Here is a 25,427-nt window from a genome sequence, read left to right as displayed (position 1 = left end):
CCGCCGACGCGGCCGGCGGACGCGACGCCGCCCGGCGGAAGGGCGGTCCACGCCACCCGGCGTCGTCGGGGAGCCGGCCGGTAGGTCACCCGGGCATCGTCGCGCACCGATCTGTTGCCGATGTTAGCGATAACACGATATGGTGCATCGCGGCAGGAGCGCAGGGCACGCTCCGGCCGTGGTCACCGGTTCGTCCACCTGCGGGAGTTCGTCCCCCTGCGGGGGTCGGTGGCCACCGGCACACACGGCGTCCACCGCCGGTGACGCGGTCCGGGTTCCCGGTCGACGCGCGTGGCGCACCTCCGCCCGTCAGCTCCAGGGGAACCCGCCGGGGACACGGCGGTCGGTCCGTGCGCGCGGCGACGTCCGGGCCCGTGCCGGCACACCCCCCTTGTCCACGAGCCGGACGAGACGGCGACATCCCGGGACGGTCGCCGTGCTGCACGTCCGCACCGCGCTCCGCGCGCCACCCCAGGGAGTTTCCATGAGCGGCACGAGCTGCCCGAACGCCGGGCCACCCCCGTCCGACCGCCCCCACCCCGCCCGCCCCGCACCCGCCGGCCGCCGCCGGCCCACCATGCGGCGCGGCCTGCGCCTGCTGGGCCTGGCCACCGCCGCCCTGGTGGCCGCGGTCGCCACCGGGTCGGTGGTGACCGCACCCGCCAGCGCCGAGTCCAACGGCGGGGTACGGGTGATGCCCCTCGGCGACTCGATCACCGACGGCTTCAACGTCCCCGGCGGCTACCGCATCGAGCTGTGGCAGCGGATGGTCGCCGACGGCTACCGGGTCGACTTCGTCGGTTCGATGTTCAACGGGCCGTCCAACCTGGGCGACCACGACCACGAGGGCCACTCCGGCTGGACCATCGCCCAGATCGACGCCAACGTGGTGAACTGGCTGCGCAACACCACCCCGCGCACGGTGCTGCTGCACATCGGCACCAACGACATGTACAACGCCTCCGGCGCGCCGACCCGGCTCTCCACCCTGATCGACAAGATCACCAGCACCGCGCCGAACGCGGACGTCTTCGTCGCCACGATCATCCCGCGCAACGGCACCGAGTCGGCGGTCCGCACGTTCAACGCGGCGATCCCCGGAATCGTGCAGAGCAAGGTCAACGCCGGCAAGCGGGTGCACCTGGTGGACATGTTCAGCGCGGTGGGCACGGCCGACCTGGCCGACGGCATCCACCCCAACGCCACCGGCTACCGCAAGATGGCCACCACCTGGTACAACGCCCTGCGGGCGGTGCCCGGCAGCCTCGGCGGCAACACGCCGACCACCCCGCCGACCACCGCCCCGCCCACCACGCCGCCGCCCACCACGCCGCCGCCGACCACCCCACCGCCGACCACGCCGCCACCCACCACGCCCCCGCCCACCACGCCGCCGCCGTCGGCGGGCTGCTGGGTCGCGTACACGGTCAACGCCTGGAACTCCGGCCTGACCGCCTCGATCAGCATCACCAACACCAGCAGCACGGCGGTCAACGGCTGGTCGCTGGCGTTCACCCTGCCCGGCGGGCAGACCATCACCAGCGGCTGGAACGCCACCTACACGCCGACCAGCGGGGCGGTCACCGCCCGCAACGTCTCCTACAACGGCACGATCGCGCCGAACACCTCGGTCGACGTCGGCTTCCAGGCCGAACACACCGGCAACACGGCCCGACCGGCCGGGTTCGCGCTCAACGGCACCGCCTGCACGGTCGCCTGACCCACCCGTCCGGCACCGGTGTGCGTGCGCACCGGTGCCGGACGTCTTCCCACCACCGACTCCCGCCACCCCCAGTAGGAGTACCGAATGCGACTCACCAGAACGTTGCCGGGCCGGGTGTTCCTGGCCGCCGGCCTGATCGCCGCCGGAACGGCGGTCGCCCTACCGGCCCAGGCCGCGGCGGCCGGCTGCGCGGTCGACTACACCGTCTCGTCCGAGTGGGGCGGCGGCTTCGGCGCGAACGTCGCCGTCACCAACCTGGGCGACCCGGTCGACGGCTGGACCCTGACCTGGTCGTACGGGGCCGGGCAGCAGGTCACCCAGGCGTGGAACGCCACCGTCACCCAGTCCGGCGCCCAGGTCACCGCCCGCAACGTCAGCTACAACGCCACGATCGGCACCGGCGCCACCGTGTCGTTCGGCTTCAACGGCTCGTGGAACGGCAGCAACCCGAAGCCGACGAGCTTCAGCCTCAACGGCACCGCCTGCACCGGCGGCACCACCACCCCGCCGCCCACCACGCCACCACCGACCACCCCGCCACCGACCACCCCACCGCCCACCACACCCCCGCCGACCACCCCACCGCCCACAACGCCGCCGCCGACCACCCCGCCACCCACGACGGGCCCGTGGCCGCCGTCGTCCACCTTCAGCAACCCGGTGATCTGGCAGGACTTCGCCGACATCGACATCCTGCGGGTCGACGACACCTACTACTACTCGGCGTCGACCATGCACTACTCCCCCGGCGCCCCCGTGCTGCGCTCCTACGACCTGGTCAACTGGGAGTTCGCCGGCCACTCGGTGCCCCGACTGGACTTCGGCCAGAAGTACGACATGACCGGCGGGCGCGGCTACGTCCGGGGCATCTGGGCGTCGTTCCTGGGCTACCGCAAGAGCAACAAGACGTTCTACTGGGGCGGCTGCATCGACTTCGACAAGACCTACATCTACACCGCGTCGTCGGCCGAGGGCCCCTGGAGCCGGCACACCACCATCAACGGCTGCTACTACGACGCCGGCCTGCTGGTCGACGACGACGACACGATGTACGTCGCGTACGGCAACACGAACATCAGCGTCGCCCAGCTCTCCGCCGACGGGAAGACCCAGGTCCGCTCGCAGCAGGTGTTCACCACCCCGTCGAGCGTAGGCACCCTGGAGGGGGCCCGGTTCTACAAGCGCAACGGCAGCTACTACATCTTCCTCACCCGGCCGGCCAACGGTCAGTACATCCTCAAGGCGTCCAGCCCGTTCGGGCCGTACACCATGCAACAGGTGCTGCTCAACCTGCCCGGACCGATCTCCGGCGGCGGCGTGCCGCACCAGGGTGGCCTGGTGCAGACGCAGAACGGCGACTGGTACTACATGGGCTTCCAGGACGCCTACCCCGGCGGCCGGGTGCCGGTGCTCGCCCCGGTCACCTGGAACTCCAGCGGCTGGCCCGTCCTGCAACTGGTCAACAACACCTGGGGCGGCTCGTACCCGTACCCGAACGTGCCCCGGCCGCCCCGCCAGGTCAAACCCATGATCGGCACCGACACCTTCGCCGGCACCACCCTCGGCCCGCAGTACGAGTGGAACCACAACCCGGACAACTCGAAGTGGTCGGTCAACAACGGGCTGCGGCTACAGACCGCGACCGTGACCAACGACCTGTACTCCGCGCGCAACACGCTGACCCACCGCATCCAGGGCCCCCGGTCCACCGCCACCATCGAACTCGACTACTCCACCATGCGCGACGGTGACCGCAGCGGCCTGGCGATGCTGCGCGACCAGTCGGCCTGGATCGGCGTCCGCCGGGACAACGGCGCGACCCGGGTCGCCGTGGTCAACAACCTGACCATGGACAGCAACTGGAACACCACAAGCACCGGCACCGAGGTCGCCGGGGCCGGCATCTCCGGCGGCAGGATCTGGTTGCGGATCAACGCGGACATCAGTCCCGGCTCCGGCCGGCAGGCCCGCTTCTCGTACAGCACCGACGGGGTGAACTTCACCTCGCTCGGCCCCGCGTTCACCCTCAACAACGCCTGGCAGTTCTTCATGGGCTACCGGTTCGCCATGTTCAACTACGCCACCAGCTCCCTCGGTGGCGCGGTGACCGTCCGGAAGTTCGACCTGGCCAAGTCGTAGGGCCCGTCCCTCCTCGCCGGCCGACCACCCCCGTGGTCGGCCGGCGAGGCGTATCCCCCACCCCCGACAGGAGCACCGCATGTCCGCCTCACCCCACCCCCGGTCGGCGCTCCCGCCGCATCCGGTCCCGCCCGCCACCGCACCCCGCACCGCCCCGCCGTCCGGCCACCGCCCCGGGCGCACCCGGACGGCGGCGCTGCTCGTGCTGGCCCTGCTGGCCAGCCTGCTGAGCGCCGCCGCCCCGGCCGGAGCCGCCCCCGCCGTGCGGGCCAGCAACCCCCTCGTCGCGCAGCGGGCCGACCCGCACATCGTCCGGCACACCGACGGCTACTACTACATGACCGCCACCGCCCCCGAGTACGACCGGATCGTGCTGCGCCGGGCCACCACCCTCCAGGGCCTGTCCACCGCCCCGGAGACCGTCATCTGGCGGCGGCACACCAGCGGCATCATGGGCGCGCACATCTGGGCCCCGGAGATCCACTTCATCGACGGCCGCTGGTACGTCTACTTCGCCGCCGGGGCCACCGACAACGTCTGGGCGATCCGGATGTACGTGCTGGAGGGCACCGGGGCGAACCCGCTGACCGCGAGCTGGGCCGAGAAGGGGCAGATCCGTACCCCCTGGGAGACCTTCGCGCTGGACGCGTCGACGTTCGTCACCAACGGGGTGCGCTACCTGATCTGGGCCCAGGCCGAGCCGGGCATCGCCACGAACTCCAACCTCTACATCGCCCGGATGGCCAACCCGTGGACGCTCAGCGGCTCCCCCACCCGGATCGCCGTACCCACCCTGGACTGGGAGATGCGCGGCGGGGTGAAGGTCAACGAGGGACCGACCGTGCTGCAACGCAACGGCCGGATCTTCCTCACCTACTCGGCCAGCGCCACCGACGCCAACTACTGCCTCGGCCTGCTCACCGCCTCGGCCGGCAGCGACCTGCTCAACCCGTCGTCCTGGGTCAAGTCGCCACAGCCGGTCTTCACCAGCAACGCCGCGACCGGCCAGTGGGGGCCGGGGCACAACTCGTTCACCGTCTCCGAGGACGGGCAGAGCGACATCCTCGTCTACCACGACCGCAACTACCGGGACATCAGCGGTGACCCGCTGCGCGACCCCAACCGGCGCACCCGCATCCAGAAGGTCTACTGGAACGCCGACGGCACCCCGAACTTCGGCATCCCGGTGCCCGACGGGGCCACCCCGGTCCGGCTGCGGTCGGACAACCTGCCCGACCGGTTCGTCCGCCACTGGGAGTACCGGGCCCGGCTGGAGGCGAACGTGACCAACCTCGCCGACTCGCAGTTCCGCCTGGTGCCCGGCCTGGCCGGCGGCAACACGGTCTCCCTGGAGTCCACCAACTTCCCCGGCTACCACCTGCGGCACCGCAACTGGGAGGTGTGGGTCGAGCGGGACGACGCCTCGTCGACGTACCGCGCCGACGCCAGCTTCGTGCAGCGGCCCGGCCTGTCCAACGCCGCCGGGGTGTCGTACGAGGCGGTCAACTATCCCGGCCAGTACCTGCGGCACAGCAACGGCCTGCTCTACCTGCGGACCGTCACCGACGCCACCGGCAACGCCGAGGCCACGTTCGTGCTGGAGTGACCGCCGCCCGCCGGGCCGTCCGATCCGGGCGGCCCGGCGGCTGCGTCCGACGTGGACGTCTGCCAGGCCCGGCGGGCAGGGACGGGGTGATCGTTCAGGGACGGAGCGCTACCCGGTCATCGCCTATAGTGGCGTCCATGCCTAGCCGAGCTGTGATGTCGGTCGATGAGGCGCGGGCCTGGCTCGCCGAGGTCATCTCCGGCGCCGAGCGCCTGCGCCTGGAGTCGGTCGACGACGACCGGGTCGTCTCGGTGACCGGCCCCGACTGCCTCGAACTCCGCCTCGACGGCACGATCTCCGGGCCGGCCATGTTCTGGGCGATGGACCTGACCGGCTTCGTCGCGGTCACCGTGCTGCTCGGCCCGACACCGGCGATGGTGCTGGCGCACAGCAGCATCAGCTTCCTCGAACCCGCCGAGCCCGGTGAGCTGCGGGTCACCGCCGAGGTGATCAAACTGGCCAGCCGGTCGGCGGTGGTCGACGCCCGGGCCAGTGACCGCCGGGGCACCCTGGTGGCCGCGTCCACCCTGCACTTCGCGCTGCCGTCGCGGGCCACCCGGGCCGCCCTGCGCGCCGAGCACGCCGTCCGGGCCGGTAGCTGACCCACCGGTCAGCCGACCGGTTGATCCGGCGGCCGGGGCGCCGGGCGGTTCAGTCCGGGCGGTCCACCACGTGGGTGCGCCGCTGCCACGGGTAGGTCGGCAGCGGGGCCACCGCCCGGCCCTTCGGCGTCGGCACCGGGTCGTCCGCGTCGAGCATCCGCACGTCCGGGTGGTCCGAGCCGGCGGCCACCGCGGTCAGCGCCTCGGCCGCCTGCACCGGCCCGGACGCCCGTACCCACACCGCGTGCGCCAGCCGGGTCCGGCCCCCGGCGGCAGTGCCGGCGAACGCCGGATAGTCCGCCGCCGGCAACCCGGCCAGCCGGTCGGCATAGCGGCGGGCCAACGCGGCGAGCGCCGGCCCGGTGGCCGCCGACACCGGGAACCCGTCCACCGACGGCGGCACGACCGGCGGCACCGGCGGGGCGGGCGACAGTACCGCGAAGGCGTTCGTGCCGCTCATCCCGTACGAGCTGGTCGACGCGCAGGCCCCGAACCGGTCGTCCCAGTCGAGCGGGGTGACCGGGATCGTGATGCCGGTGCCGGTGAGGTCGATGCGCGGGTTGAGGGTACGGAAGTTGGCCTGCGGGGCGATGGTGCGCCGCTGGAGACAGAGCACCGCCTTCACCAGCCCGAGCACCCCGGCGGCGGACTCGGTGTGGCCGATGTTGCCCTTCACCGAACCCACGTGCAGCGGCGGGCCGTCGGCGCGGCCCAACGCCGCCGCGACCGCCGACATCTCGGCCGGGTCACCCAGCGGGGTCCCGGTGCCGTGCGCCTCGTGGTAGCCGACCTCATCGGGGGCGATCCCGGCGGCGGCCAGCACCGCGTCGATCAGCTCCGCCTGGGCCGACACGTTCGGCGTGGTGAACGTCGCCGTCCGGCCGTCGTGGTTGATCCCGGTGCCGCGCAGCACCGCGAGCACCCGGTCACCGTCACGCTGCGCGTCGGCCAGCCGCTTGAGCAGCAGCATCGCGCAGCCCTCACCCCGGACGAACCCGTTGGCGTCGGCGTCGAACGGACGCGACCGGCCGTCCGGTGACAACGCGCCGGTCTGCGCCACCGACCGGGTGGTGCTCGGGGCGAGGATCAGGTTGACGCCGCCGGCGACCGCCGCGTCACAGTCACCCGCCGCCAGTGCCCGCGCCGCCGTGTGCACCGCCACCAGCGACGACGAACACGCCGTGTCCAGCGCGAACACCGGCCCCCGCAACCCCAGGGTGTACGCGACCCGCCCGGCGGTGAAGCTGTGCCCGTTGCCGATCGTCCAGTACGAGTTGGGGTCCCCGGTCAGCCACTGCCGGTAGTCCCGGCCGGTCACCCCGACGAAGACCCCGGTGCTGCCGGCCACGGTGGCGACCGGGATCGCGGCGTCCTCGAACGCCTCCCAGACCACCTCCAGCAGCAGCCGGTGCTGCGGGTCGAGGACCCGGGCCTCCCGGGGCGAGATGCCGAAGAACTTCGCGTCGAAGTCGAACACGGCGTCGAGGTAGCCGCCCCGGGTGACCATGCCGTCCCACTGCGTGCCGAACCCGGCCCGACGGTCGTCGGGCAGCTCGCCGGTGAGGTCCCGGCCGGCGACGAGCGCCGACCAGTACGCGTCGAGGCTCGACACCCCGCCGGGCGCGCGGACCGCCATCCCGACGACCGCGATCGGGGTGGGCACTACAGCACCCGGCGCATCCAGCCGTGGGGGTCGGCGGCCCGGCCGGTCTGGATGTCGAGCAGCCGCTCCCGGAACTGCTGGGTGTACTTGCCCGGCGCCCCGTCGCCGATGGTGAGGGCGAACTCGTCGCTCTTGAGCCCGACGATCGGCGTGATCACCGCCGCCGTACCGGCCGCGAACGCCTCGGTCATCGACCCGTCGGCGAACCCGGTGCGCATCTCGTCCAGGTCGATGGTGCGCTGCACCGGCTCCAGCCCGTGCTCGGCGGCGAGGGTCAGCACACTGTCGCGGGTCACCCCGTCGAGGATGGTGCCCAGGCCGGGGGTGAGCAGCTGGTGGTCGCGGGTGACGAAGAAGACGTTCATCGTGCCCGACTCGTCGATGCTGCGCCGCCCCTCGCCGCCCAGGTAGAGCACCTGCTCGCAGCCGTGGCCGAGGGCCTCCCGCTGCGGGGCGAGGCTGGCCGCGTAGTTGCCGCCGCACTTGGCCGCGCCGGTGCCGCCGATCGAGGCCCGGCTGTAGGTGGTGCTGACCCAGAGCGTGACGCCGGTGACCCCGTTGGGGAAGTACGACCCGGCCGGGCAGGCCAGCACGCAGTACGTGACGTGCTGGGCGGGGCGCACCCCGAGGAACGCCTCCGAGGCGAACATGAACGGGCGCAGGTAGAGGCTCTGCTCACCGCCGTACGGCGGGACCCACGCCTCGTCGGCGCGGACCAGGGCGGCCACGCTCTCGATGAAGCTCTCCTCGTCCAGCTCAGGCAGGACCATCCGGCGGGCCGACGCGGCGAACCGGCGGGCGTTGAGCTCCGGCCGGAACAGCCAGATGCTGCCGTCGGCGTGCCGGAACGCCTTGAGCCCTTCGAGGATCTCCTGCGCGTAGTGCAGGACCGCCGCGCCGGGGTGCATGGTGAACGGCTCCAGCGCGCCCACCCGGTGGTCGTGCCAGCCGGCGTCGGGCGACCACACGGCGGTGGCCATGTGGTCGGTGAAGTAGCGGCCGAAACCCGGGTCGGCGAGGATCTCCTCCCGGGTCTGCGGCGGGGTGGGGTGGTCGGTGGGGATCAGCGGGAACTGCGCGGTCATCCGGACTCTCCTCGCAACGGGGTATCGGTGAACACGACGACGCAGTTCTGCCCGCCGAAGCCGAAGGCGTTGGTGAGCGCCGCCCGCACCGGCGTCTCCCGGGCCTGGTGGGGCACGTAGTCCAGATCGCAGTCCGGGTCGGGCTGGTGCAGGTTGACCGTCGGCGGGACGACGCCCTCGCGGATCGCCAGGGCGCACACCATCGCGCCGAGGGCGCCCGCCGCGCCGATCAGGTGCCCGAGCATCGACTTGGGCGCGCTGACGGCGACCCGGTCGGCCGCCGCCCCGAGGGCCGCCCGGATGGCGACCGTCTCGGTCAGGTCGTTGGCCTTCGTCGAGGTGCCGTGGGCGCAGATGTAGTCGACCCGGTCGGGGTGGACCCCGGACCGGTCGAGCGCCTGGCGGATGGCCTCGGCGGCGAACACCCCGCCGGGGCGGGGGGCGCTGACGTGGAACGCGTCGCTGGTCAGCGCGCCTCCGGCGACCGTGGCGTACGGGGTGACGCCCCGGCGGCGGGCGTGCGCGGCGGACTCCAGCACCAGGATCACCGCCCCCTCGCCGAAGACGAAGCCGTCCCGGTCGGCGGAGAAGGGCCGGCTCGCGCCGGTCGGGTCGTCATTGCGCTGGGACATCGCCCCCATGCTCACCAGGCCGGCGAACATGGCCGGGGTGATCGCCGCGTCGGTGCCGCCGCAGATGACCACGTCGGCCTCCCCGGACAGGATCAACCGGCGGGCGTCGAGCAGCGCGTACGCGCCACTGGCGCAGGCCAGCGCGCTGGCGTTGACCGGCCCGTGCGCGCCCACCTCGATGGCGACCTCGCACGCCGGCATGTTGGTCAGCGACGACGGCACGAAGTGTGACAGGGGCGCGGTCGGTTCGGGGGCGAGCAGCCCGCGTACGGTGGCCTCGACGGTGTCGAAGCCGGCGACCGCGGCGTTGACCACCACGCCGACCCGGGCGGCGTTGCCGGCGTCGACGGTGAGCCCGGCGTCGGCGACCGCCTCGCGGGTGGCGACCACCGCGAACTGGCTGAACCGGGCCATCCGCCGCAGTTGCTTACCGGTGAAGTGTTCGGCCGGCTCGAAGCCGCGCACCTCGGCGGCGATCCGGGTGGGCAGCGCGCCGGCGTCGAAGGCGGTGACCGGGCCGACACCGGACTTGCCGGCGAGCAGGCCCTGCCAGGTGCTGTCGCGGTCGAGGCCGAGCGGCGTAACGGCACCGATCCCGGTGATGACGACGTCGTCGGTCATCATCTCGCCGTCGCCCCCCAGCATCGTGCCCCGGCTCCGTTCTCCCGCCACCGAACGACCGATAGAACACTATCAGTCACCATCGACGCCCGGCATCCGTGCACGGCATCCGGTGGCCCGTCCGCCGCCCTACGCATCGCGGCCCGGTCCCCGGGCGAGCACCGGCATGTCCCGCCAGGCGTCCGGCCCGGCCCCCGCGGGTGGCGCGGACCGGCAGATCACGTATTCCGTCGGCGCGGCCACCCCGGGCCGGCCGGGCAGCGCGTCGAGGACCCGCCGGTGCAGCTCCTGCGGTGAGGCGGAGCCGGCCACGTACACCGTCACCCCGCCGTCGCCCGTCGGGTCGACGAGGACCGCCGCGGAGACGCCCCCGGCCACCTCGCCGACCAGGTCCGCCACCGCCTGCGGACGGACCCAGCCGACCGGGGTGGACACCCAGTCGGTCCCCCGGCGGGCCGGGGCCAGGCCGATCCGTCCGGCGATCTCGGCGACCCGCACCTCCTCGGTGACCGCCGCGCACAACAGCGTCTCGATCCCCCGGATGACGGTCTCGCCGAGCGCCCCCGGCAGGTACGCCGTGTCGACCAGCAGCCCGAGCCGGCACCGGCCGTCGCCCAGGTTGCTGGCGGCGACGTAGAACCTCATGTCGCTCTTGGACAGCGGCTCCAGCCGGGAGTAGCGGGAATCCCGGCGCAGCACGGCGAGCCGGTCGGGCCCCGGGTCCGGGTCGGGCGTGGCCCAGTCGCTGCCCCGGTGCCCGTTGTTGAAGTAGGCGGACAGGTCGAACGCCACCCCGCGCCGCCGGCCGACCCGCTCGACCACCCGGCGCACCTCGGCCGGGTCGCACTGGGCCCGCCGGTACGCGTCGAACGCCGGCCGGTGCAGCTGCCGGATCGCGGTGAGCAGGTCGACGTCGTCGTCGACCCGGTGGACCAGCAGGGCGTCCAGGGTGTTCAGGGCGATCAGGTCGCGGCTGTCCCGGTCCAGCCGGTTGCCGGCGATCAGCTTGAACACGGCGGTGCGGTGCCCGTTGTAGGCGGTCAGGATCAGGGTGGTCAGGCCGAGCAGCACGGTCGAGAACGAGGTGCGGGTCCGGGTGGCCAGGGCGGTCGCCGCCGCGGTGACCGCCGTGGAGTCCAGCAGGTGCCGTTCGACGGGCTGGTCGCCGATCGGCGCGGTCGGCAGGTCGAACATCGAGGCCGGCGCGGCGGACAGCCCCTGCTCCCAGTGCCGCAGCCCGAGCCGGCTGGTCTGCTGGCCGGCCGGCGACCGCTGGAAGGCGGCCTGCGCCAACGGCTGCGGCACACCGCCGGCCGGGGGCGCGGCGTCGGGGGCCGGTGCCGCCCCGGTGAGCCGGTCGAACAGCAGGTCGGTGAGGGTGGTGAAGGCCCAGCCGTCGAACGCCAGGTGGGAGCCGACGAGGGCGACGGCGGTGATCCGGCCGGCCCGGTCCCGGGCGCAGCCGACCCGCAGCGGCCACTGCGCCTCGTGCTCGAACGCCGCCTCGGTCAGCGTCGCGACCAGGTCGTCACCGACCCGGGCCGGGTCACCCTGGTCGTCGACCAGCACCACGTCGTACGCCCCGGTGGCGGCGACCTCCTGACGCGGCCCGTCGGCCCGCTGGACGTACCGGGTCCGCAGGGTCTGGTACGTCTCGACCAGGTGCCGCAGCACGGCCGTCAACCGGTCCGGCGCGACCGGTGCGGGGAGCACCAGGGCCCGCCCGATGTTGAACTGGTTCGCCTCCTTGCCGAACCACTGCATCGGCCCCCACATGACGCTCTGCGCCCAGGTCAGCGGCCCGGTGCCGGCCCCGTCCCCGGTGAACGTCAGGCTGAGTGTGCCCGCGCTGGTGCTGGTGTCGGTCACCCGTTCCCCCTTTCCACGGTCCTCGGTACCCACTACGCCCGCGCGACCGGGCCGGACGACCTCGGCGTCAGCCGCAGCGGCAGGTGGTCGAGCCCCCGGAACGCCGGGCTCTTGACCTTGACCAGCTCGCCGATGAGTTCGATGTCGTCGGTACGGTCGAGGAGCATCCGCAGGAACGTGGTGGCCTGCAGGCGGGCCAGGTGCGCGCCGACGCAGGTGTGGATGCCCGCCCCGAAGCCGAGGTGGCCGTCGGTCACCCGGTCGATCCGGTAGTCGTCGGGGTCGGGGAACTTGCGCGGGTCCCGGTTGCCGGCGGCGAAGGACAGCTCCACCCGGGCGTCCTTCGGGATGGTGGTGTTGCCGACCACCACGTCGGTCGTGGCGGTGCGGAAGACGTTCTGCACCGGCGGGTAGAACCGGGCGGTCTCCTCGATCGTCGGCCCGATCAGCTCCGGCCGCTCGCGGACCAGGCGCAACTGGTCGGGATGGTTGAGCAGGGCGTCGAGCATGTTGCCCAGGAAGTGGGTCATCGTCTCCTGCCCACCGACCAGCAGGGTGAGGCACAGCCAGAGGATCTCGTTCTCGGTCACCCCGCCGGAGGCCGCGGCGGCGAACAGCTTCGACACCACGTCGTCGCGGGCCGGCTCGTCCCGCCGTCGGGTGAGCAGGTTGCCCAGGTAGCCGGAGAGGCCGGCGACCGACGACAGCGCCGCCTTCGCGGCCTGCAACCGCAGCGCGTTCTCGTCCGGGTCCTCGGGGGCGTCCTCGCCGACCTTCGCGTTGGCGATGAAGCTCTCCAGCACCCCGGCGGTGAGCTTGAGCTTGGCGAGGTTGTCGTCGGGCACCCCGACGATGGTGGTGATGACCTTCACCGGTTGCAGGATGATCGCCTGCTGGACGAGGTCGATGTCGCCGGTGGCCACGGCCTCGTCGAGCAGGTCGCCGCAGACCCGCTCGATGAACGGCCGCCAGAACTGCACCCCGCGCGGGGAGAAGTCGTGCCGGATCAGGGCACGCAGCCGGGTGTGGTCCGGCTGGTCGAGCCCGAACAGCACCGGCAACGTGGAGCGGTGGTAGGCGATCCCGTCGGCCGAGGACAGGCCGGTGTGGTTCTTCGCCGCCAACCGGACGTGCTCGTAGCGGATCACCAGCCACATGTCGCGCTGGGCCAGGTACAGCGGCTCCTCGGCGCGCAGCAGCTCGGCGTAGGCGGGGTACGGGTCGTCCATGGACTCGGGCGAGAAGGGGTCGAACTCGTCGGTCTGTGTCGCGCTGGTCACTGCCATGTCCTCCGCAATCGTTGGGGGCCGGTCACCGGTACGCCCTGGCCTGGAGCTCGAACATCTCGGCGTACTGACCCCCGGCGGCGAGCAGGTCGGCGTGGCTGCCGGCCTCGGCGACACCGCCGTCGGCGAGCACCACGATCAGGTCGGCCAGTTGCACGGTGGAGAACCGGTGGGACACGAACACGCTGACCGCGCCGGTCCGGGCGGCCACCTGCCGCGCCTGCTCGCGGTAGCGGGCGAACAGCGCGTACTCGGCCTCCGCGTCGAGCGCGGCGGTCGGCTCGTCCAGCACCACCAGCAGCGGGTCGTCGCGCATGAACGCCCGGCCGAGGGCGAGCTTCTGCCACTGGCCGCCGGACAGCTCCGCCCCGTCGGTGTGGCTGCGGCCGAGCGGGGTGTCGAGTCCCTCGTCGAGCTGCCCGATGAGGTCGTCGGCGCCGGCCCGGCCCAGCGCCGTGCGTACCGCCTGATCGTCGTCGCGGCGGGGCAGGTCGCCGACGCCCACGGCCTGCCGGGCCGGCAGCTCGAAGCGGACGAAGTCCTGGAAGCCGGCGGCGATCCGCTCGCGCCAGCCCGGCAGGGACAGCGCGGCCAGTTCGACGCCGTCGACGAGGATCCGGCCGGAGGTCGGCGTCAGCAGGCCGCAGAGCAGCTTGACCAGGGTGGTCTTGCCGGCGCCGTTCTCGCCGACCACGGCGACCGTGGCACCGGCCGGCAGGTGCAGGTCCAGCCCGGTGACCACCGGTTCCGCCCCACCGGGGTAGCGCAGCGTCACCCCGGCCAGCCGGATGCCCTCCCGCAGCCGGGCCGGCGGCGCACCGGCGGCGGCCGACCCGACGGCAACGGCCGATCCGATCGCAACGGCCGGCCCGACGGCGACGGGCGGCTCGACAGCGGCGAGCGACCCGACGGTGGCGGGACCGGGCAGCGGGTCGGCGGGCGACGGGTGCCGGTCGGCGGCGCGGACCAGGTCGTGCACCTCGTCGAGCCGGCGGTAGACGCTGCGCAGCCGCTGGAGGTCCTGCAACACCCCGACCGCTGCGGCGACCTGCTGGTTGACCTGGGCGGCGATGGTGACGACCAGGATCACGTCACCCACCCCGCGCCGGCCGGCGACGGCGTCGCGCAGGATCAGCAGCACCGCCAGCACGTACCCGGCGGCGAACGCCAACTGGCCGGTCATCCGGACCAGGCTCGCCACCAGTTGGGCCCGCCACAACCGTCGGGTGGCGTCCTGCCAGTGCCCGCGGTGCCGCCGCCGCACCTCCCCGGTGAGCCCGAAGATGCGCAGCTCCTTGCCGGCGGCGGCGTCGGTGGCCAGCCGGAACAGCCCGGCCGCCCGGCGGGTGGACTCGGCACCCGCTTCCCGGGCCCGGTTCACCATCCGCTCCGCCCACCGGCCGGCCAGCAGCGGCGGCACGGCGGCCAGCGGCAGCAGCAACAACAGCGGGTGGAGCACGGCCAGCACCACCGTCGTCAACGTCATCGCCACGGCCAGGCCGACGCCGGTCAGCACGGCCTGCAGGCCGACCCGGAGCTGCTCGACATCCTGCTCCAGCACGGTGATCTTGTCGGCGAACGCGGACCGTTCGAAGTGCGCCATCCCCGGCGTGCCGTTGGTGGCGTCCATCAACTCCTGGTGCACGTGCAGGACGTCGAGTTCGGCGAGTTCGAAGTAGGCGATGTGGGCGAAGTGACCGAGGGTCAGCCCGGCGATCAGACCGACCGCCACCCCCACCCCGGCGAGGCTCGCGGCGACCGACCGGCCGGCGGTGACCGCGTCGAAGAGCACCCGCAGCAGCACCGCCACCAACGGCCACGCCACCGCACCCGCGACGACCAGGACCAGCGCGGTGAGCGCCTTGCGCCGGTCCTGGCGCAGCGACGTGCGCCACAGCGCCCAGCCGGCGGAGAGCAGGCCCCGGTTCACCGGACGCTCCGGGTCGACCCGACGTCCACCGCGCCGCCGTCCGGATCGTCGACCGGCGCACCGGGGTCGGGGTCGTCGGCCGGCGGGGTGTCGGCGGCGGGGGTGGCGAAGCGCTCCGCCTGGAGGGTGAACAGCCGGGCGTACCGGCCGCCCAGGGCGAGCAGTTCCGCGTGCGAGCCCTGCTCGACCACCCGCCCCTCGGCCAGCACGACGATGTGGTCCGCCCGGCGGACGGTGGCGAACCGGTGCGAGATCAGGATCGTGGTGACCCCCGGGGTGGCGGCGATGATCTCGTCGAAGAACCGCGCCTCGGCCCGGACGTCCAGGCTGGCCGTCGGCTCGTCGAGGACCAGCACCGACGCGCCGTGCCGGATGGCGAACAACGCCCGCGCGATGGCCACCCGCTGCCACTGCCCGCCGGACAGGTCCACCCCGTCGCGCAGCTGCCCGCTCAGCGGGGTGTCCAGTCCACGCGGCAGCGCGTCGAGGGTGGCGAGGATGCCGGCGGCCCCGGCGGCGGCCCGGATGCCGTCCCGGTCGTCGGCGTGCCGGATCGCCCCCAGCGCGATGTTGTCCGCCGCGCTCGTGGCGTACCGCAGGTAGTCCTGGAAGATGACGGCGAGGTCGCGTCGCCAGCGGGCCGTCGGGAGCGTGTCGATCGGCCGGCCGCCGACGGTGATCCGGCCCGCGTCCGGCAGCGCCAGCCGGGACAGCAGCTTGACCAGCGTGGTCTTGCCGGCGCCGTTGAGCCCGACGATGGCGGTGCAGGCCCCCGCCGGCAGGGTGAGCTCCAGGTCGGTGAAGACCGGCGTGGCGCGGTGCGGGTAGCGGAACGACACCGCCTCGAACCGGATGTCCGCCGCCGGGGCCGGGGCGGGCTGGGCAGCCGCCGTCGGGGCCGGGGCGTCGTCGGCCGGGGCGTCGTCGGTGGACGTCCGGTCGCGCATCCCGGCCCGGAACTCGCCCACGGCCCGGTAGGCGTTCATGCCGAACTGGGTCTGCACGTCGGCCTCGGGATAGAACTCGCCGAGCTGCACCGCCGCCAGCACCGCCTGGATCACCAACGCCAGCCGGGTCAGGCCCACCTGGCCCTGCCCCCCGGCCAGCCCCAGCGCGGCGAGCACCGCGACGAGGACCGTCAACCCGACGGCGGTGTAGAGGAAGTACGGCCGCAGGTAGACCCGCCGCCGCTGCGCCCACACCGGACGCATCCAGTCCAGGTACGCCTGCCGGTACTGCTCGCGCAGCCACGGCAGCAGACCGAAGACGCGGATCTCCTTGGCGGCCGGCTGCCCCATCGCCACGCTCCGGAAGTAGGTCAACCGGCGGACCCGGGCCACGACCGCCCCGTAGATCGCCGCGTAGCGGCGCAGGCCGCCGCGTTGACCGTGGCGGAACGCGAGCACGGCGACGAGCAGACCCACCCCCGCCGCCCAGGCGAAGGCCGCGCCGACGATCACCGCGTACCCGAGCAGCTGCCCGTAGCGGGCGAGCAGGGCCAGCATCCCGGCGCCCGCCGCACCCGGGCTCTGGATGCCGTGCTCGACCTCGCGGGACGCCTCGGTGAGCTGTTCGAGCAGCGCCTGGTCCTCCAGCGGGGCGGTGCTGGTGCTGCCCAACGCGGCCGCCATCAGCTCGTCGGCCACCGCGCCGTCGATCCGACGCTGCACCAGCAGACCCGTGGTGACCTGGAGCTGGGCCAGCAACTGCTGGGCGCTGAGCGCCCCGGCGGCCACCACGAAAGCGGTCACCAGGTGCCCGAAGGCCGGCGCGTCGACGCCGTCGCGGACCGCCTGCGGCAGCCAGCCGATCATCCGGCTCGTCGCGACGACGAACAGCACCGGCGCGGCGGCCAGCAGCAGGTTGACCAGCACGGCGGCACCCACCGCCGGGACGCCCGCCCGGGGCAGCAGGGTGACGATGCGCCACCGGTCCACGGCGGTCCGGCGGACCACCCCGGCCACGGTGCCGGTCGTCGTCGCGTCGCCGCTCATGCCGGCTCCCCGACCCGCTGGGTCCGCACCGCCCGCTGGAACGCCAGCGCGGCGTCGTGCCCCTCGGCGAACGCCCGGACCGCGTCCAGCCCGGTGGTGTCCCGGGCCCCGCCGACCACCCGGTGCCACACCCCGGCCCGGCGTACGGTCCGGACCAGCCCGTCGGCGGGCAGTTGACCGGCGGCCACCACCACCGTGTCGGCGGGTACGGACCGCTCCGCGCCGGTGGCGTCGACCAGGTGCACGGCGTCGGGGTCGATGCGCAGGTCGCGGACGCCCGGCACCACGTCGACCCGGCGGCGGCGCAACTCGGCCAGCACCGCCCAGCGGGTGGAGCGCCCCATCCGGGGGCCGAGCCGCCCGCCGCGCAGCAGGACGGTGACCTGCCGGTCCGGACGCTGGCTGGCCAGGTGGGCGAGGTCCACGGCGATGCCACCGCCGCCGATCACGACGACCCGCCGCCCGAGCGCGTCGTCGGCGAAGGCCGTGCCGTAGTCGCGGACGTGCGGCAGCCCGTCGCCGGGCAGGTCGATGCGGCGCGGCAGCACCCCGGTGGCGACGATCACCCCGTCGTGGCGGCGCAGCAGGTCCTCGTCGGCGTCGGTGATCCGCCGGCCGGTGTGCAGTTGCGCGCCGAGCCGGGTCAGCTCGGCGGTGAGGAACCGGATCGCCTCGGCGTAGTCGGCCTTGCCCGGCACCCGGCAGGCCAGCCGGAACTGCCCGCCGGGCTCCCCGTCGGCCTCGTAGACGGTGACCCGGTGCCCGGCGAGGGCCAGGTCGTGGGCGGCGCGCAGCCCGGCCGGGCCGGCGCCGACCACCGCCACCGTGCGGGGCCCGTCCACCGGCACCGACCCGGCCCGGCCCGCCGGGTCGGCCGGGACCGCCAGGGGGACCCGGGCCGTCGGGTCGGTGCGGGGCCGCGTATCGGCCAGGACGTCCGGGTCGGCCTCCCGGCCGACGAGCGGGTTGACCATGCAGGACACCGCCGCGCCCACCAGCGACCGGTCGATGCACGCCTGGTTGCAGGCCACGCAGACGTTCACCGGCCGGCCGTGGCGGCTCCGCTCGACCAGGGCCGGGTCGGCCAGGAACGGGCGGGCCATCGAGACCAGGTCCAGCGGGGTGCCGGCGAGGACCGCCTCGGCCTGGGCCAGCCGGTTGATCCGGTTGCTGGCCAGCACGGGCAGCACGCCCACCGCCGCCTTGACCGCCGCCGCCACCGGCACCCAGTGCCCCGGCGGCACCAGCGCCTGCACCGTCGGCACCGGCGACTCGTGCCAGCCGACCCCGACGTTGAGCGCGTCGGCACCGGCGGCGGCCAGCGCGCGGGCGTACGCCGTCACGGTGTCCCGGTCGGTGCCGCCGGGCAGCAGGTCGTCACCGGTCATCCGCATCACGACCGGGAAGTCGGGGCCCACTGCGGCCCGGACCGCCGCCACCACGGCCACCCCGAACCGCATCCGGCGCTGCGGGTCGCCGCCCCACTCGTCGTCGCGCCGGTTGGTCAGCGGGGAGAGGAACTGGTCGATCAGGTACCCCTCGGAACCCATGATCTCCACGGCGCTGAACCCGAGGTCACGGGCGTGCGACGCGCCCCGGGCGAAGTCCTCGACGATCCCGGTGACCGCGTCGGCGGGCAGCGCGTCCGGGGTGAGCCGGGAGATCGGGCTGGGCACCGCCGACGGTGCCACCGGATGGGGGCCGCCGGTGGCCGGCCGGGCGTACCGGCCGGCGTGGAAGAGCTGGAGGGCGAGCAGGCCGCCGGCCGCGCCGACCTCCCCCGCGACCCGGCGCAGCCGGGCCCGGAAGGCGGTGTCGTCGAGCACCCCGCAGCTCGGCACGTCGGCGCCGGCCGGGCTGACCGCCGCGCCGCCGGTGACCATCAGCCCGGCGCCGCCGCGCACCCGGGCCAGGTAGAACGCGGCCAGCGCCCGGCCGTCGTCGTCGCGGTGATCCCAGCCCAGGTGCATCGCCCCCATCACGATCCGGTGCGGCAGCGTCAGCCGGCCGATCCGGCCGGGCCGCAGCACCCTGTCCAGTCCGGCCGTCATGCCAGCGGGCCACTCAGATCCCGGGTGAACGGCGGCGAGACGATCGACAGGCCGCCGTCGACCACCAGGGTCTGCCCGGTGACGTACTCGGCGGCCGGGGAGAGCAGGAAGGCGATCACGTCGGCGACCTCCTGCGCGGTGCCCATCCGCTGCTTGGGGACCAGCGGCAGCACCCCGGACAGGGGGGCCATCCCGGGCACGTCGTAGAAGTAGCCGGACGACTCGGTCTCGATGATGCCGCCGTTGACCGCGTTGACGTTGATGCCGCGTCCGGCGAACTCCACGGCCATGTACCGCACCCACGCCTCGATCGCGGCCTTGGCCGCGCCCAGGTTCGCATACGTCGGGTAGGCGCGGATGCTGCCGTAGCTGGACAGCGCGACGATCCGGCCGCCGTCGGGCATCATCCGCACCGCCTGCTGCGCGCCGAGCACGAACGAGCGCATGTTCATCGCGTACGACCGGTCGAGGTGGTGCGGCTTGAGGTCCATGATGTTCTTGAACGAGCTGGCCGCCGCGTTGCACACGAAGTAGTCGAGGGTGCCGAACTCCTGCGCGGCCACCGCGAAGAGCCGTTCGATGTCCTCGGGTTGCTCCATGTCGGCGGCCACGGTGACGGCCCGCCCGCCGAGCTGCGTGATCTCCTTACGGACCTGCTCGGCCAGTTCGGCGTTCTTCTTGTAGTTGACCACCACCGAGCCGCCGCCCCGGGCCAGGGTGAGCGCCAGCGCCCGGCCGATGCCCCGGGAGCTGCCGGTGATCAGCGCGGTACGGTCCTGGAAGGCGGTCACCGGCCGGCCGCCAGGATCTCCCGGGCGATCACGGTCTTCTGGATCTCGTTGGTGCCCTCCTCGAAGCGCTGCGCGCGGGCGTCGCGGTAGACCCGTTCGATGGTGCTGCCCTCCCAGTAGCCGATGCCGCCGTGCGCCTGCAACGCCTTGTCGGTGACCCGGGTCAGCATGTCCACCGCGACCAGCTTGGCCATCGAGGACAGCGCCCCGGCGTCGTCCTCCCCCACCTCCCAGCGGCGGGCGGCGTGCAGGGTGAGCTGCCGGGCGGCCTCGATGTCGGCGGCGTTCTCGGCGAGCGCGAACGCCACCGCCTGCCGGGCGGTCAGCGGCTTGCCGAAGGTGACCCGGGTGCGGGCGTGCTCGACCGCCAGCTCCTGCGCCCGGCGGGCCAGCCCCACGCAGGTCATCGCCACGCCGATCCGGCTCGGGGTGAGGAAGCCGCCGAGCGCGACCGCCAACCCGTCGCCCTCCTCGCCGAGCCGGTTGGCCACCGGCACCGGCGCCCGGTCGAAGATCAGGTGCGCGTGGTCGGTGCCGCGTACGCCCATGGTGTCGGGCATCGGTTCGACCCGGACGCCCCCGACGTGCCGGTCCACCATCAGCGCCACCGTGCCGTCCTTGCCGGTGCTGCCGTCGAGCCGGGCGAACAGCAGCCAGTAGTCGCAGCTGACCCCGAAGGTGATCAGGTGCTTCTCGCCGCTGAGCAGGTAGGTGTCGCCGTCGCGTACCACGCTGGCGCGCAGGTCGGCCCCGGTGCCGGCGGTCGGTTCGGTGAGCGTGAACGCGACCCGCAGGTCCCCGGCGACCTGCGGCAGCACGAACTTCTTGCGCTGCTCGTCGGAGGCGAACTGGTCCATGGAGCGCCACACCCCGTTACAGACGTGCACGATCATCCGCAGCGAGGCGTGCGACATCGAGAAGAGTTCGAGCAGGTGCAGGTACTGGGTGAAGGACAGGCCGGCCCCGCCGTAGTCGACCGGCGCGGCGAGCCGCAGGTAGCCCCGGTCGCGCAGGTCCGTCCAGAGCTGCGCGGGGACGCTGCGGTCGCGTTCGATCGCCGCCGCGTACTCCTCGCCGGGGCCCCGGACGAACGCCTCGACCTCGCGGGCCAACGTCGCGAACGACGTGCCATCGGCCTGGGTCACTCTGCCTCCTCGCCGATCGTTGCGCTGATCTGGTCACGCAACACGAACTTCTGCACCTTGCCGACCACGTTGCGGGGCAGCGCGGCCACCGTCTCCAGCCGCTCGGGCCAGTACTGCTTGGCGACCTTGTGGCCGTCGAGGAACCGCTGCATCCCGGCGAAGGTGAGTTCCGCGCGGGTCACCACGAACGCGCAGGCCCGCTCGCCGAGGCGCGGGTCGGGCATCGCCACGATCGCCACCTCGCGGACGGCGGGGTGGGTGTGCAGCAGCTGCTCCACCTCCGCCACCGGGATCTTCTCGCCGCCCCGGTTGATCACGTCGGTCACCCGGCCGGTGATCCGCAGGTAGCCGGCGTCGTCGATGGTGGCCAGGTCGCCGCTGCGGTACCAGCCGTCCGGGGTGAGTGCCGCCGCGGTCAGGTCCGGGCGGTCGAGGTACCCGGCGAACAGGCAGTCCCCGGCGACCTCGAAGTTGCCCTCCTCGCCGGGGCCGAGCACGGTGCCGGCGTCGTCGGTCACCCTGATCCGGACCCCCTCCAGCGCCCGCCCGTCGGTGCCCCAGGCGTGTGCGGGGGCGTCGGTCGGCGCGGAGAGCGTGCCGAGGCACGATTCGGTGGATCCCCAGGCCCCGCAGACGGCAGCGCCGAGGGTCCGGGTGGCGTGCTCGGCGAGGTTGCGGGGCACCGCCGCGCCGGTGGCGACGAAGACCCGCAGCGCCGGCGGGGCCGGCCCGCCCGTCTCCACGGCCTCGACGAGGTCGGCGAGGAAGGGGGTGGCCGCCTGGACGAAGGTGGCCCGGGTGTGGTGCAGGGTGGCCAGCGCGGTCCGGCCGTCCCAGATCGGTTGCAGGACCACGGGCGCGCCGATGGTGAACCCCAGCCACATGCCGTAGAGGAAGCCGGTCTGGTGGGCCAGCGGTGACGGGATGAACAGCCGGTCGGCGGCGGTCAGGCCGAGGTGCCGGGCCTGCATGGCGGCGGCGCGGGTCAGCGTGTCGACGCGGTGCAGCACGCCCTTGGGCTCGCCCGACGTGCCGGAGGTGAACATCAGCTGGGCCAGCGCCGCCGGGTCGGGCCGGCGGGCGGCCGGCGCGGCGTCGTCGGGCCGCTGCCGGGCCAGCGCCGGGCCGAACCACTGCCAGCGCAGGCCGGTGGTGTCCGCCGGCAGCCCGGCGGCGGCCGGTGCGGCGGTGTCCCCGGGGGCGGCGGTGCCGTCCGGGGTGGTGTGGCCGGCGACGACGAGGACGTGTGCCACGCCCGGGGCGTCCGGGCCGGCCAGCATCGCCGCAGTCTCGGCGAGGTGCGCGCGCCCCCGGAACCGGTCGGGGATCACCAGCACCCGGGCCCGGGAGCGGCGCAGCAGCCGGCTCATCTCGCGTTCCCGGAAGAACGGCATCAGCGGGCAGCAGACCGCCCCGATCCGGGTGGCGGCCAGCGTGAGCACCACGAACTCGGTCCAGTTGGGCAACTGCCAGGCGACCACGTCGCCGGGGCCGACGCCCAGCTCCAGCAGCAGCGACGCGGCCCGGTCGGCGGCCCGGTCCAGGTCGCGCCAGCTCGTCGTGGTGCCGGCCCGGCCGGGCGAGGCCGCCTCGACCACGGCCTCGTCGTCGCCGCGTGTGTCGGCGTGCCGCCGGACCAGCTCGGCCACCGGGGTGGCGGCCAGCTCGGCCGGCGTGGGCAGTTCGGCCGGCGTGGGCAGTTCGGCCGGCGTCGGCAGCTCGGCCGTCGGCACGGACGGGCCGGCGGAGCGGACCGGCGACGGACGGGTGACCGGCGCGCCGGCCGCCCGTCGACCGGCGGGCGGCGGGTCGGTGGGCCGGGGCAGGCGGCGGGCCCGGGCCCGGTCGACCGACATGTTGAGGCCGACGGCGTTCATCTGGTCGAGGAACTGCGGGAAGGAGATCCGGTGGGCGTTCGGGTAGGTCAGCCGGCTCTCGCCGGTGGCCCGGGAGGCGGCCACCGCGAGCGCCATCAGCACCCGGTGGTCGTTGAACGAGGACAGGTCGGCCTCCCGCAACTGGCCGACGCCCTCGCAGACGAGCCGGTCGCCGTCGAGCCGCAGCCGGCCGCCCATCCGGTTGAGTTGCAGCATCGCCGTGACCCGGTCGGACTCCTTGAGCCGTACGTGGGCCACGTGGTCGAGCACGGTGGTGCCGTGCGCGTGGGAGCCGAGGACGCTGAGCACCGGCAGCATGTCGGGCACCGCGCGACAGTCCACCCGCACCGGGGCCAACCGCAGCCCGTCGTGGCGCACCCTGATCCAGCCGGTAGCCGGATCGCGGGTCAACGGCACGCCCATGGTGGTGAGGCTGTCCAGCAGGTGCGCCTCCGGGTGGTCCAGCTCCCCCGCGGGGACCGCCGGCAGCCCCCGGAACAGCACGTCGGACGGGTGCAGCGCGGTCGCGGCCAGGCCGAACGCGGCGGCGCCGACGTCCGGCGGCAGCCGGACCACCGCCGGGGTGGGCCGCTGGCCGGGCTCGATGTCGTACCGGCGGCCGTCCGCGCTGACCTGCACGTGCAGGCCGAACTGGCGCATCATCGCCACCGTCAGCTCGACGTAGGACCGCTCGTTGAACTCGCCCACCACCTCGACCACGGTGGGGCCGGTGGCGAACGGGCTGACCAGCAGCAGGCTGGAGATCCACTGGGAGAGCGTGCCGGGGATCTGCACCCGGCCCCCGGTCGGCGGGTGGGCGGCGACCCGGATCGGCAGCAGCCCACCGGTGGAGGTGATCTGCACGCCGATGCCCGCGAGGGCGTCGAGCAGCGGGCGGATCGGCCGCCGCCGGAAGTACTTCTGCCCGGTGATGCCGACCGGTGTCTCGGCCAGGGCGGCGAGCCCGGTCAGGAAGTAGAGCGTGGTGCCCGAACTGCCGACGGAGACCTCCGGACGGACCGGGCGGTACCGGCCGCCACGGACCACGAACGCGTCGTCCTCGACGGTGATGGCCGTGCCGAGGTCCCGCAACGCCCGGATGGTGTGCTGCACGTGGCCGGCGTGGCAGGCCCCGTGGATGCGACTGGTCCCGTCGGCCAGCGACGCGAGCATCAGCGCCCGGTGCGCGTGGTACTTCGACGCCGGGACGTCGAACTCGCCCACGAGTGGCTCGGCCGTGCCCTTGATGACGAGACGCACAGTCCCTCCCCGCAGTGTGTGTCAGCCGGCGGTGTCTGGTGGCGACGGTGTCGCCGGAGCTGGGCCCGGCCCCGGCCCCGCAGCCGGGCCGGGAGCCGGGACGCCGCCGAAGACGGCGTGCATGCCGCCGTCGGCGTGCACCACCTGCCCGGTGGTGTACCGGGACAGGTCCGACAGCAGGAACAGCACCGCCCCGACCACCCGGGCCGGGTCGGCCCGGTCCCAGCCCAGCGGCGCCCACTGCTCGTACTGGTCGGCCAGGGCGGAGAAGGTGCGCACCCCGCGCGCCGACACCGTCTCGACCGGCCCGGCGGCGACCAGGTTGACCCTGATCCCGGTCGGGCCGAGGTGCATCGCCAGGTAGCGGCAGACCGCCTCCAGCGCCGACTTGTAGACCCCCATCCACCCGTAGCCGGGCAGCGCCCGGGTCGAGTCGACGGTCAGGCCGACCACCGCGCCGCCGCCGGGGGCCTGGCTCAGCAGCGGCGACAGCGCGGTGGTGAGCTGCTGGAACGAGTACGCCGAGGCGCGGAACCCGTCGAGCACCCCGCCGGCTGCGGCGGTGACGAACCCGGCCCCCAACGCGTCCGGCGGGGCGGCGGCGATGCTGTGCAGCACCCCGTCGAGCTGGCCCCAGCGGCTGCCGATCAGCTCCGCCAGTTCCTCGACGCTCGCGTCGGACATCACGTCCAGGTCGAGCACCTCGGGGCGGGACGGCAGCATCTCGGCCACCCGGCGGGTGATCCGGCCGACCCGCCCGTACGAGGTCAGGATGACCTCGCAGCCCTCCCGTTGCAGGGCCGCCGCCACGTGCCAGGCGATGGACTCGTTGTTGAGGACCCCGGTGACCAGGTAGGTGCGCTTGTCCAGGCTCAGCAACGAGCTCAACTCGACGCGCCCGCCACGATCCGCTCGACGAGTTGACCGATGGTGACGTCCGCGAGTTCGCTGCGCGGGATCTCCACCCCGTACTCCTTGACGACCATGGCCATCAGGTCGGCGACGTCGAGCGAGTCGATGTCCAGCGCGTCGAACTTGGCGTCGGTGCTGATCGCGTCCTCCTCGACGCCGAGGTCGATCAGTTCGGCGCGCAGGCGCTCCTCGACGGCGGGGGCGGTGATCTCGGTCGATGGTGAGGACATCCGGGTGCTCC

The 25,427-nt window shown here is 73.9% G+C and carries 17 protein-coding genes; 4 read left to right on the top strand and 13 right to left on the bottom strand.

What is annotated here, in order from left to right; all coding sequences use genetic code 11:
* Nucleotides 1-577 precede the first annotated feature (577 nt).
* The 4 genes from FJK98_RS15175 to FJK98_RS15160 all read left to right on the top strand — a co-directional run bounded on the left by FJK98_RS15175 (nt 578) and on the right by FJK98_RS15160 (nt 6,070).
* Nucleotides 578-1,720, top strand: a complete 1,143-nt coding sequence (locus tag FJK98_RS15175) for a cellulose binding domain-containing protein (RefSeq protein ID WP_145922776.1) — start codon at nt 578-580, stop codon at nt 1,718-1,720.
* A gap of 87 nt (nt 1,721-1,807) precedes the next feature.
* Nucleotides 1,808-3,862: a family 43 glycosylhydrolase gene (locus tag FJK98_RS15170; protein WP_145919595.1), complete on the top strand. Its 2,055-nt coding sequence runs from the start codon at nt 1,808-1,810 to the stop codon at nt 3,860-3,862.
* Between the two features lie 79 nt (nt 3,863-3,941).
* On the top strand, nt 3,942-5,468 hold the full coding sequence (locus tag FJK98_RS15165; protein ID WP_145919594.1) for a family 43 glycosylhydrolase: 1,527 nt from the start codon (nt 3,942-3,944) through the stop codon (nt 5,466-5,468).
* 137 nt (nt 5,469-5,605) lie between these two features.
* Entirely contained in the window at nt 5,606-6,070 is a 465-nt protein-coding gene (locus FJK98_RS15160) for a PaaI family thioesterase (RefSeq protein WP_145919593.1), read from the top strand.
* Nucleotides 6,071-6,119: 49 nt separating this feature from the next.
* Here FJK98_RS15160 and FJK98_RS15155 read toward each other — a convergent pair whose 3' ends face one another.
* From FJK98_RS15155 to FJK98_RS15095, 13 genes are all read right to left on the bottom strand, one after another.
* Entirely contained in the window at nt 6,120-7,733 is a 1,614-nt protein-coding gene (locus tag FJK98_RS15155; protein WP_240762868.1) for a polyketide synthase, read from the bottom strand.
* Nucleotides 7,733-8,818 carry a branched-chain amino acid aminotransferase gene (locus FJK98_RS15150; RefSeq protein WP_145919592.1) on the bottom strand — a complete coding sequence of 362 codons (1,086 nt, stop codon included), beginning with the start codon at nt 8,816-8,818 and terminating at the stop codon, nt 7,733-7,735. The genes FJK98_RS15155 and FJK98_RS15150 overlap by 1 nt, the downstream gene beginning before the upstream one ends.
* Nucleotides 8,815-10,095 (bottom strand): beta-ketoacyl-ACP synthase II, encoded by a 1,281-nt coding sequence (gene fabF / locus FJK98_RS15145; RefSeq protein ID WP_240762866.1) that lies wholly within the window; start codon nt 10,093-10,095, stop codon nt 8,815-8,817. The genes FJK98_RS15150 and fabF overlap by 4 nt, the downstream gene beginning before the upstream one ends.
* Before the next feature lie 105 nt (nt 10,096-10,200).
* Nucleotides 10,201-11,940 carry a condensation domain-containing protein gene (locus FJK98_RS15140; protein WP_145919591.1) on the bottom strand — a complete coding sequence of 580 codons (1,740 nt, stop codon included), beginning with the start codon at nt 11,938-11,940 and terminating at the stop codon, nt 10,201-10,203.
* A gap of 32 nt (nt 11,941-11,972) precedes the next feature.
* Nucleotides 11,973-13,220: a cytochrome P450 gene (locus tag FJK98_RS15135; RefSeq protein ID WP_168222478.1), complete on the bottom strand. Its 1,248-nt coding sequence runs from the start codon at nt 13,218-13,220 to the stop codon at nt 11,973-11,975.
* A gap of 31 nt (nt 13,221-13,251) precedes the next feature.
* Nucleotides 13,252-15,156, bottom strand: coding sequence for an ABC transporter ATP-binding protein (locus tag FJK98_RS15130; RefSeq protein WP_240762864.1), 1,905 nt, complete (start codon nt 15,154-15,156; stop codon nt 13,252-13,254).
* Nucleotides 15,153-17,150, bottom strand: a complete 1,998-nt coding sequence (locus FJK98_RS15125; RefSeq protein ID WP_145919589.1) for an ABC transporter ATP-binding protein — start codon at nt 17,148-17,150, stop codon at nt 15,153-15,155. Before FJK98_RS15125 ends, FJK98_RS15130 begins: the two co-directional genes overlap by 4 nt.
* Nucleotides 17,147-19,201, bottom strand: a complete 2,055-nt coding sequence (locus FJK98_RS15120; protein WP_145919588.1) for an FAD-dependent oxidoreductase — start codon at nt 19,199-19,201, stop codon at nt 17,147-17,149. The genes FJK98_RS15125 and FJK98_RS15120 overlap by 4 nt, the downstream gene beginning before the upstream one ends.
* Nucleotides 19,198-19,992 carry an SDR family oxidoreductase gene (locus FJK98_RS15115; RefSeq protein ID WP_145919587.1) on the bottom strand — a complete coding sequence of 265 codons (795 nt, stop codon included), beginning with the start codon at nt 19,990-19,992 and terminating at the stop codon, nt 19,198-19,200. Before FJK98_RS15115 ends, FJK98_RS15120 begins: the two co-directional genes overlap by 4 nt.
* Nucleotides 19,989-21,137 carry an acyl-CoA dehydrogenase family protein gene (locus FJK98_RS15110; RefSeq protein ID WP_145919586.1) on the bottom strand — a complete coding sequence of 383 codons (1,149 nt, stop codon included), beginning with the start codon at nt 21,135-21,137 and terminating at the stop codon, nt 19,989-19,991. Before FJK98_RS15110 ends, FJK98_RS15115 begins: the two co-directional genes overlap by 4 nt.
* Nucleotides 21,134-24,274, bottom strand: coding sequence for a 3-phosphoshikimate 1-carboxyvinyltransferase (gene aroA / locus FJK98_RS15105; protein WP_145919585.1), 3,141 nt, complete (start codon nt 24,272-24,274; stop codon nt 21,134-21,136). Before aroA ends, FJK98_RS15110 begins: the two co-directional genes overlap by 4 nt.
* A gap of 21 nt (nt 24,275-24,295) precedes the next feature.
* Nucleotides 24,296-25,162, bottom strand: coding sequence for an SDR family oxidoreductase (locus FJK98_RS15100; protein ID WP_240762862.1), 867 nt, complete (start codon nt 25,160-25,162; stop codon nt 24,296-24,298).
* On the bottom strand, nt 25,159-25,416 hold the full coding sequence (locus tag FJK98_RS15095; protein WP_088646323.1) for an acyl carrier protein: 258 nt from the start codon (nt 25,414-25,416) through the stop codon (nt 25,159-25,161). The genes FJK98_RS15100 and FJK98_RS15095 overlap by 4 nt, the downstream gene beginning before the upstream one ends.
* Nucleotides 25,417-25,427: the final 11 nt, after the last annotated feature.

Source organism: Micromonospora sp. HM134 (genome assembly GCF_007833915.1).
Classification (GTDB): domain Bacteria; phylum Actinomycetota; class Actinomycetes; order Mycobacteriales; family Micromonosporaceae; genus Micromonospora; species Micromonospora wenchangensis.
The sequence above is the reverse complement of the archived record's forward strand: the minus strand, read 5'-3'. Positions and strand labels throughout refer to the sequence as shown.

Bases quoted from the DNA above. Each gene is read 5' to 3' on its own strand.
- FJK98_RS15175 (WP_145922776.1), top strand. From the start codon at position 578: ATGCGGCGCGGCCTGCGCCTGCTGGGCCTGGCCACCGCCGCCCTGGTG.
- FJK98_RS15170 (WP_145919595.1), top strand. From the start codon at position 1,808: ATGCGACTCACCAGAACGTTGCCGGGCCGGGTGTTCCTGGCCGCCGGC.
- FJK98_RS15165 (WP_145919594.1), top strand. From the start codon at position 3,942: ATGTCCGCCTCACCCCACCCCCGGTCGGCGCTCCCGCCGCATCCGGTC.
- FJK98_RS15160 (WP_145919593.1), top strand. From the start codon at position 5,606: ATGCCTAGCCGAGCTGTGATGTCGGTCGATGAGGCGCGGGCCTGGCTC.
- FJK98_RS15150 (WP_145919592.1), bottom strand. From the start codon at position 8,818: ATGACCGCGCAGTTCCCGCTGATCCCCACCGACCACCCCACCCCGCCG.
- fabF (WP_240762866.1), bottom strand. From the start codon at position 10,095: ATGCTGGGGGGCGACGGCGAGATGATGACCGACGACGTCGTCATCACC.
- FJK98_RS15125 (WP_145919589.1), bottom strand. From the start codon at position 17,150: ATGAGCGGCGACGCGACGACGACCGGCACCGTGGCCGGGGTGGTCCGC.
- FJK98_RS15120 (WP_145919588.1), bottom strand. From the start codon at position 19,201: ATGACGGCCGGACTGGACAGGGTGCTGCGGCCCGGCCGGATCGGCCGG.
- FJK98_RS15095 (WP_088646323.1), bottom strand. From the start codon at position 25,416: ATGTCCTCACCATCGACCGAGATCACCGCCCCCGCCGTCGAGGAGCGC.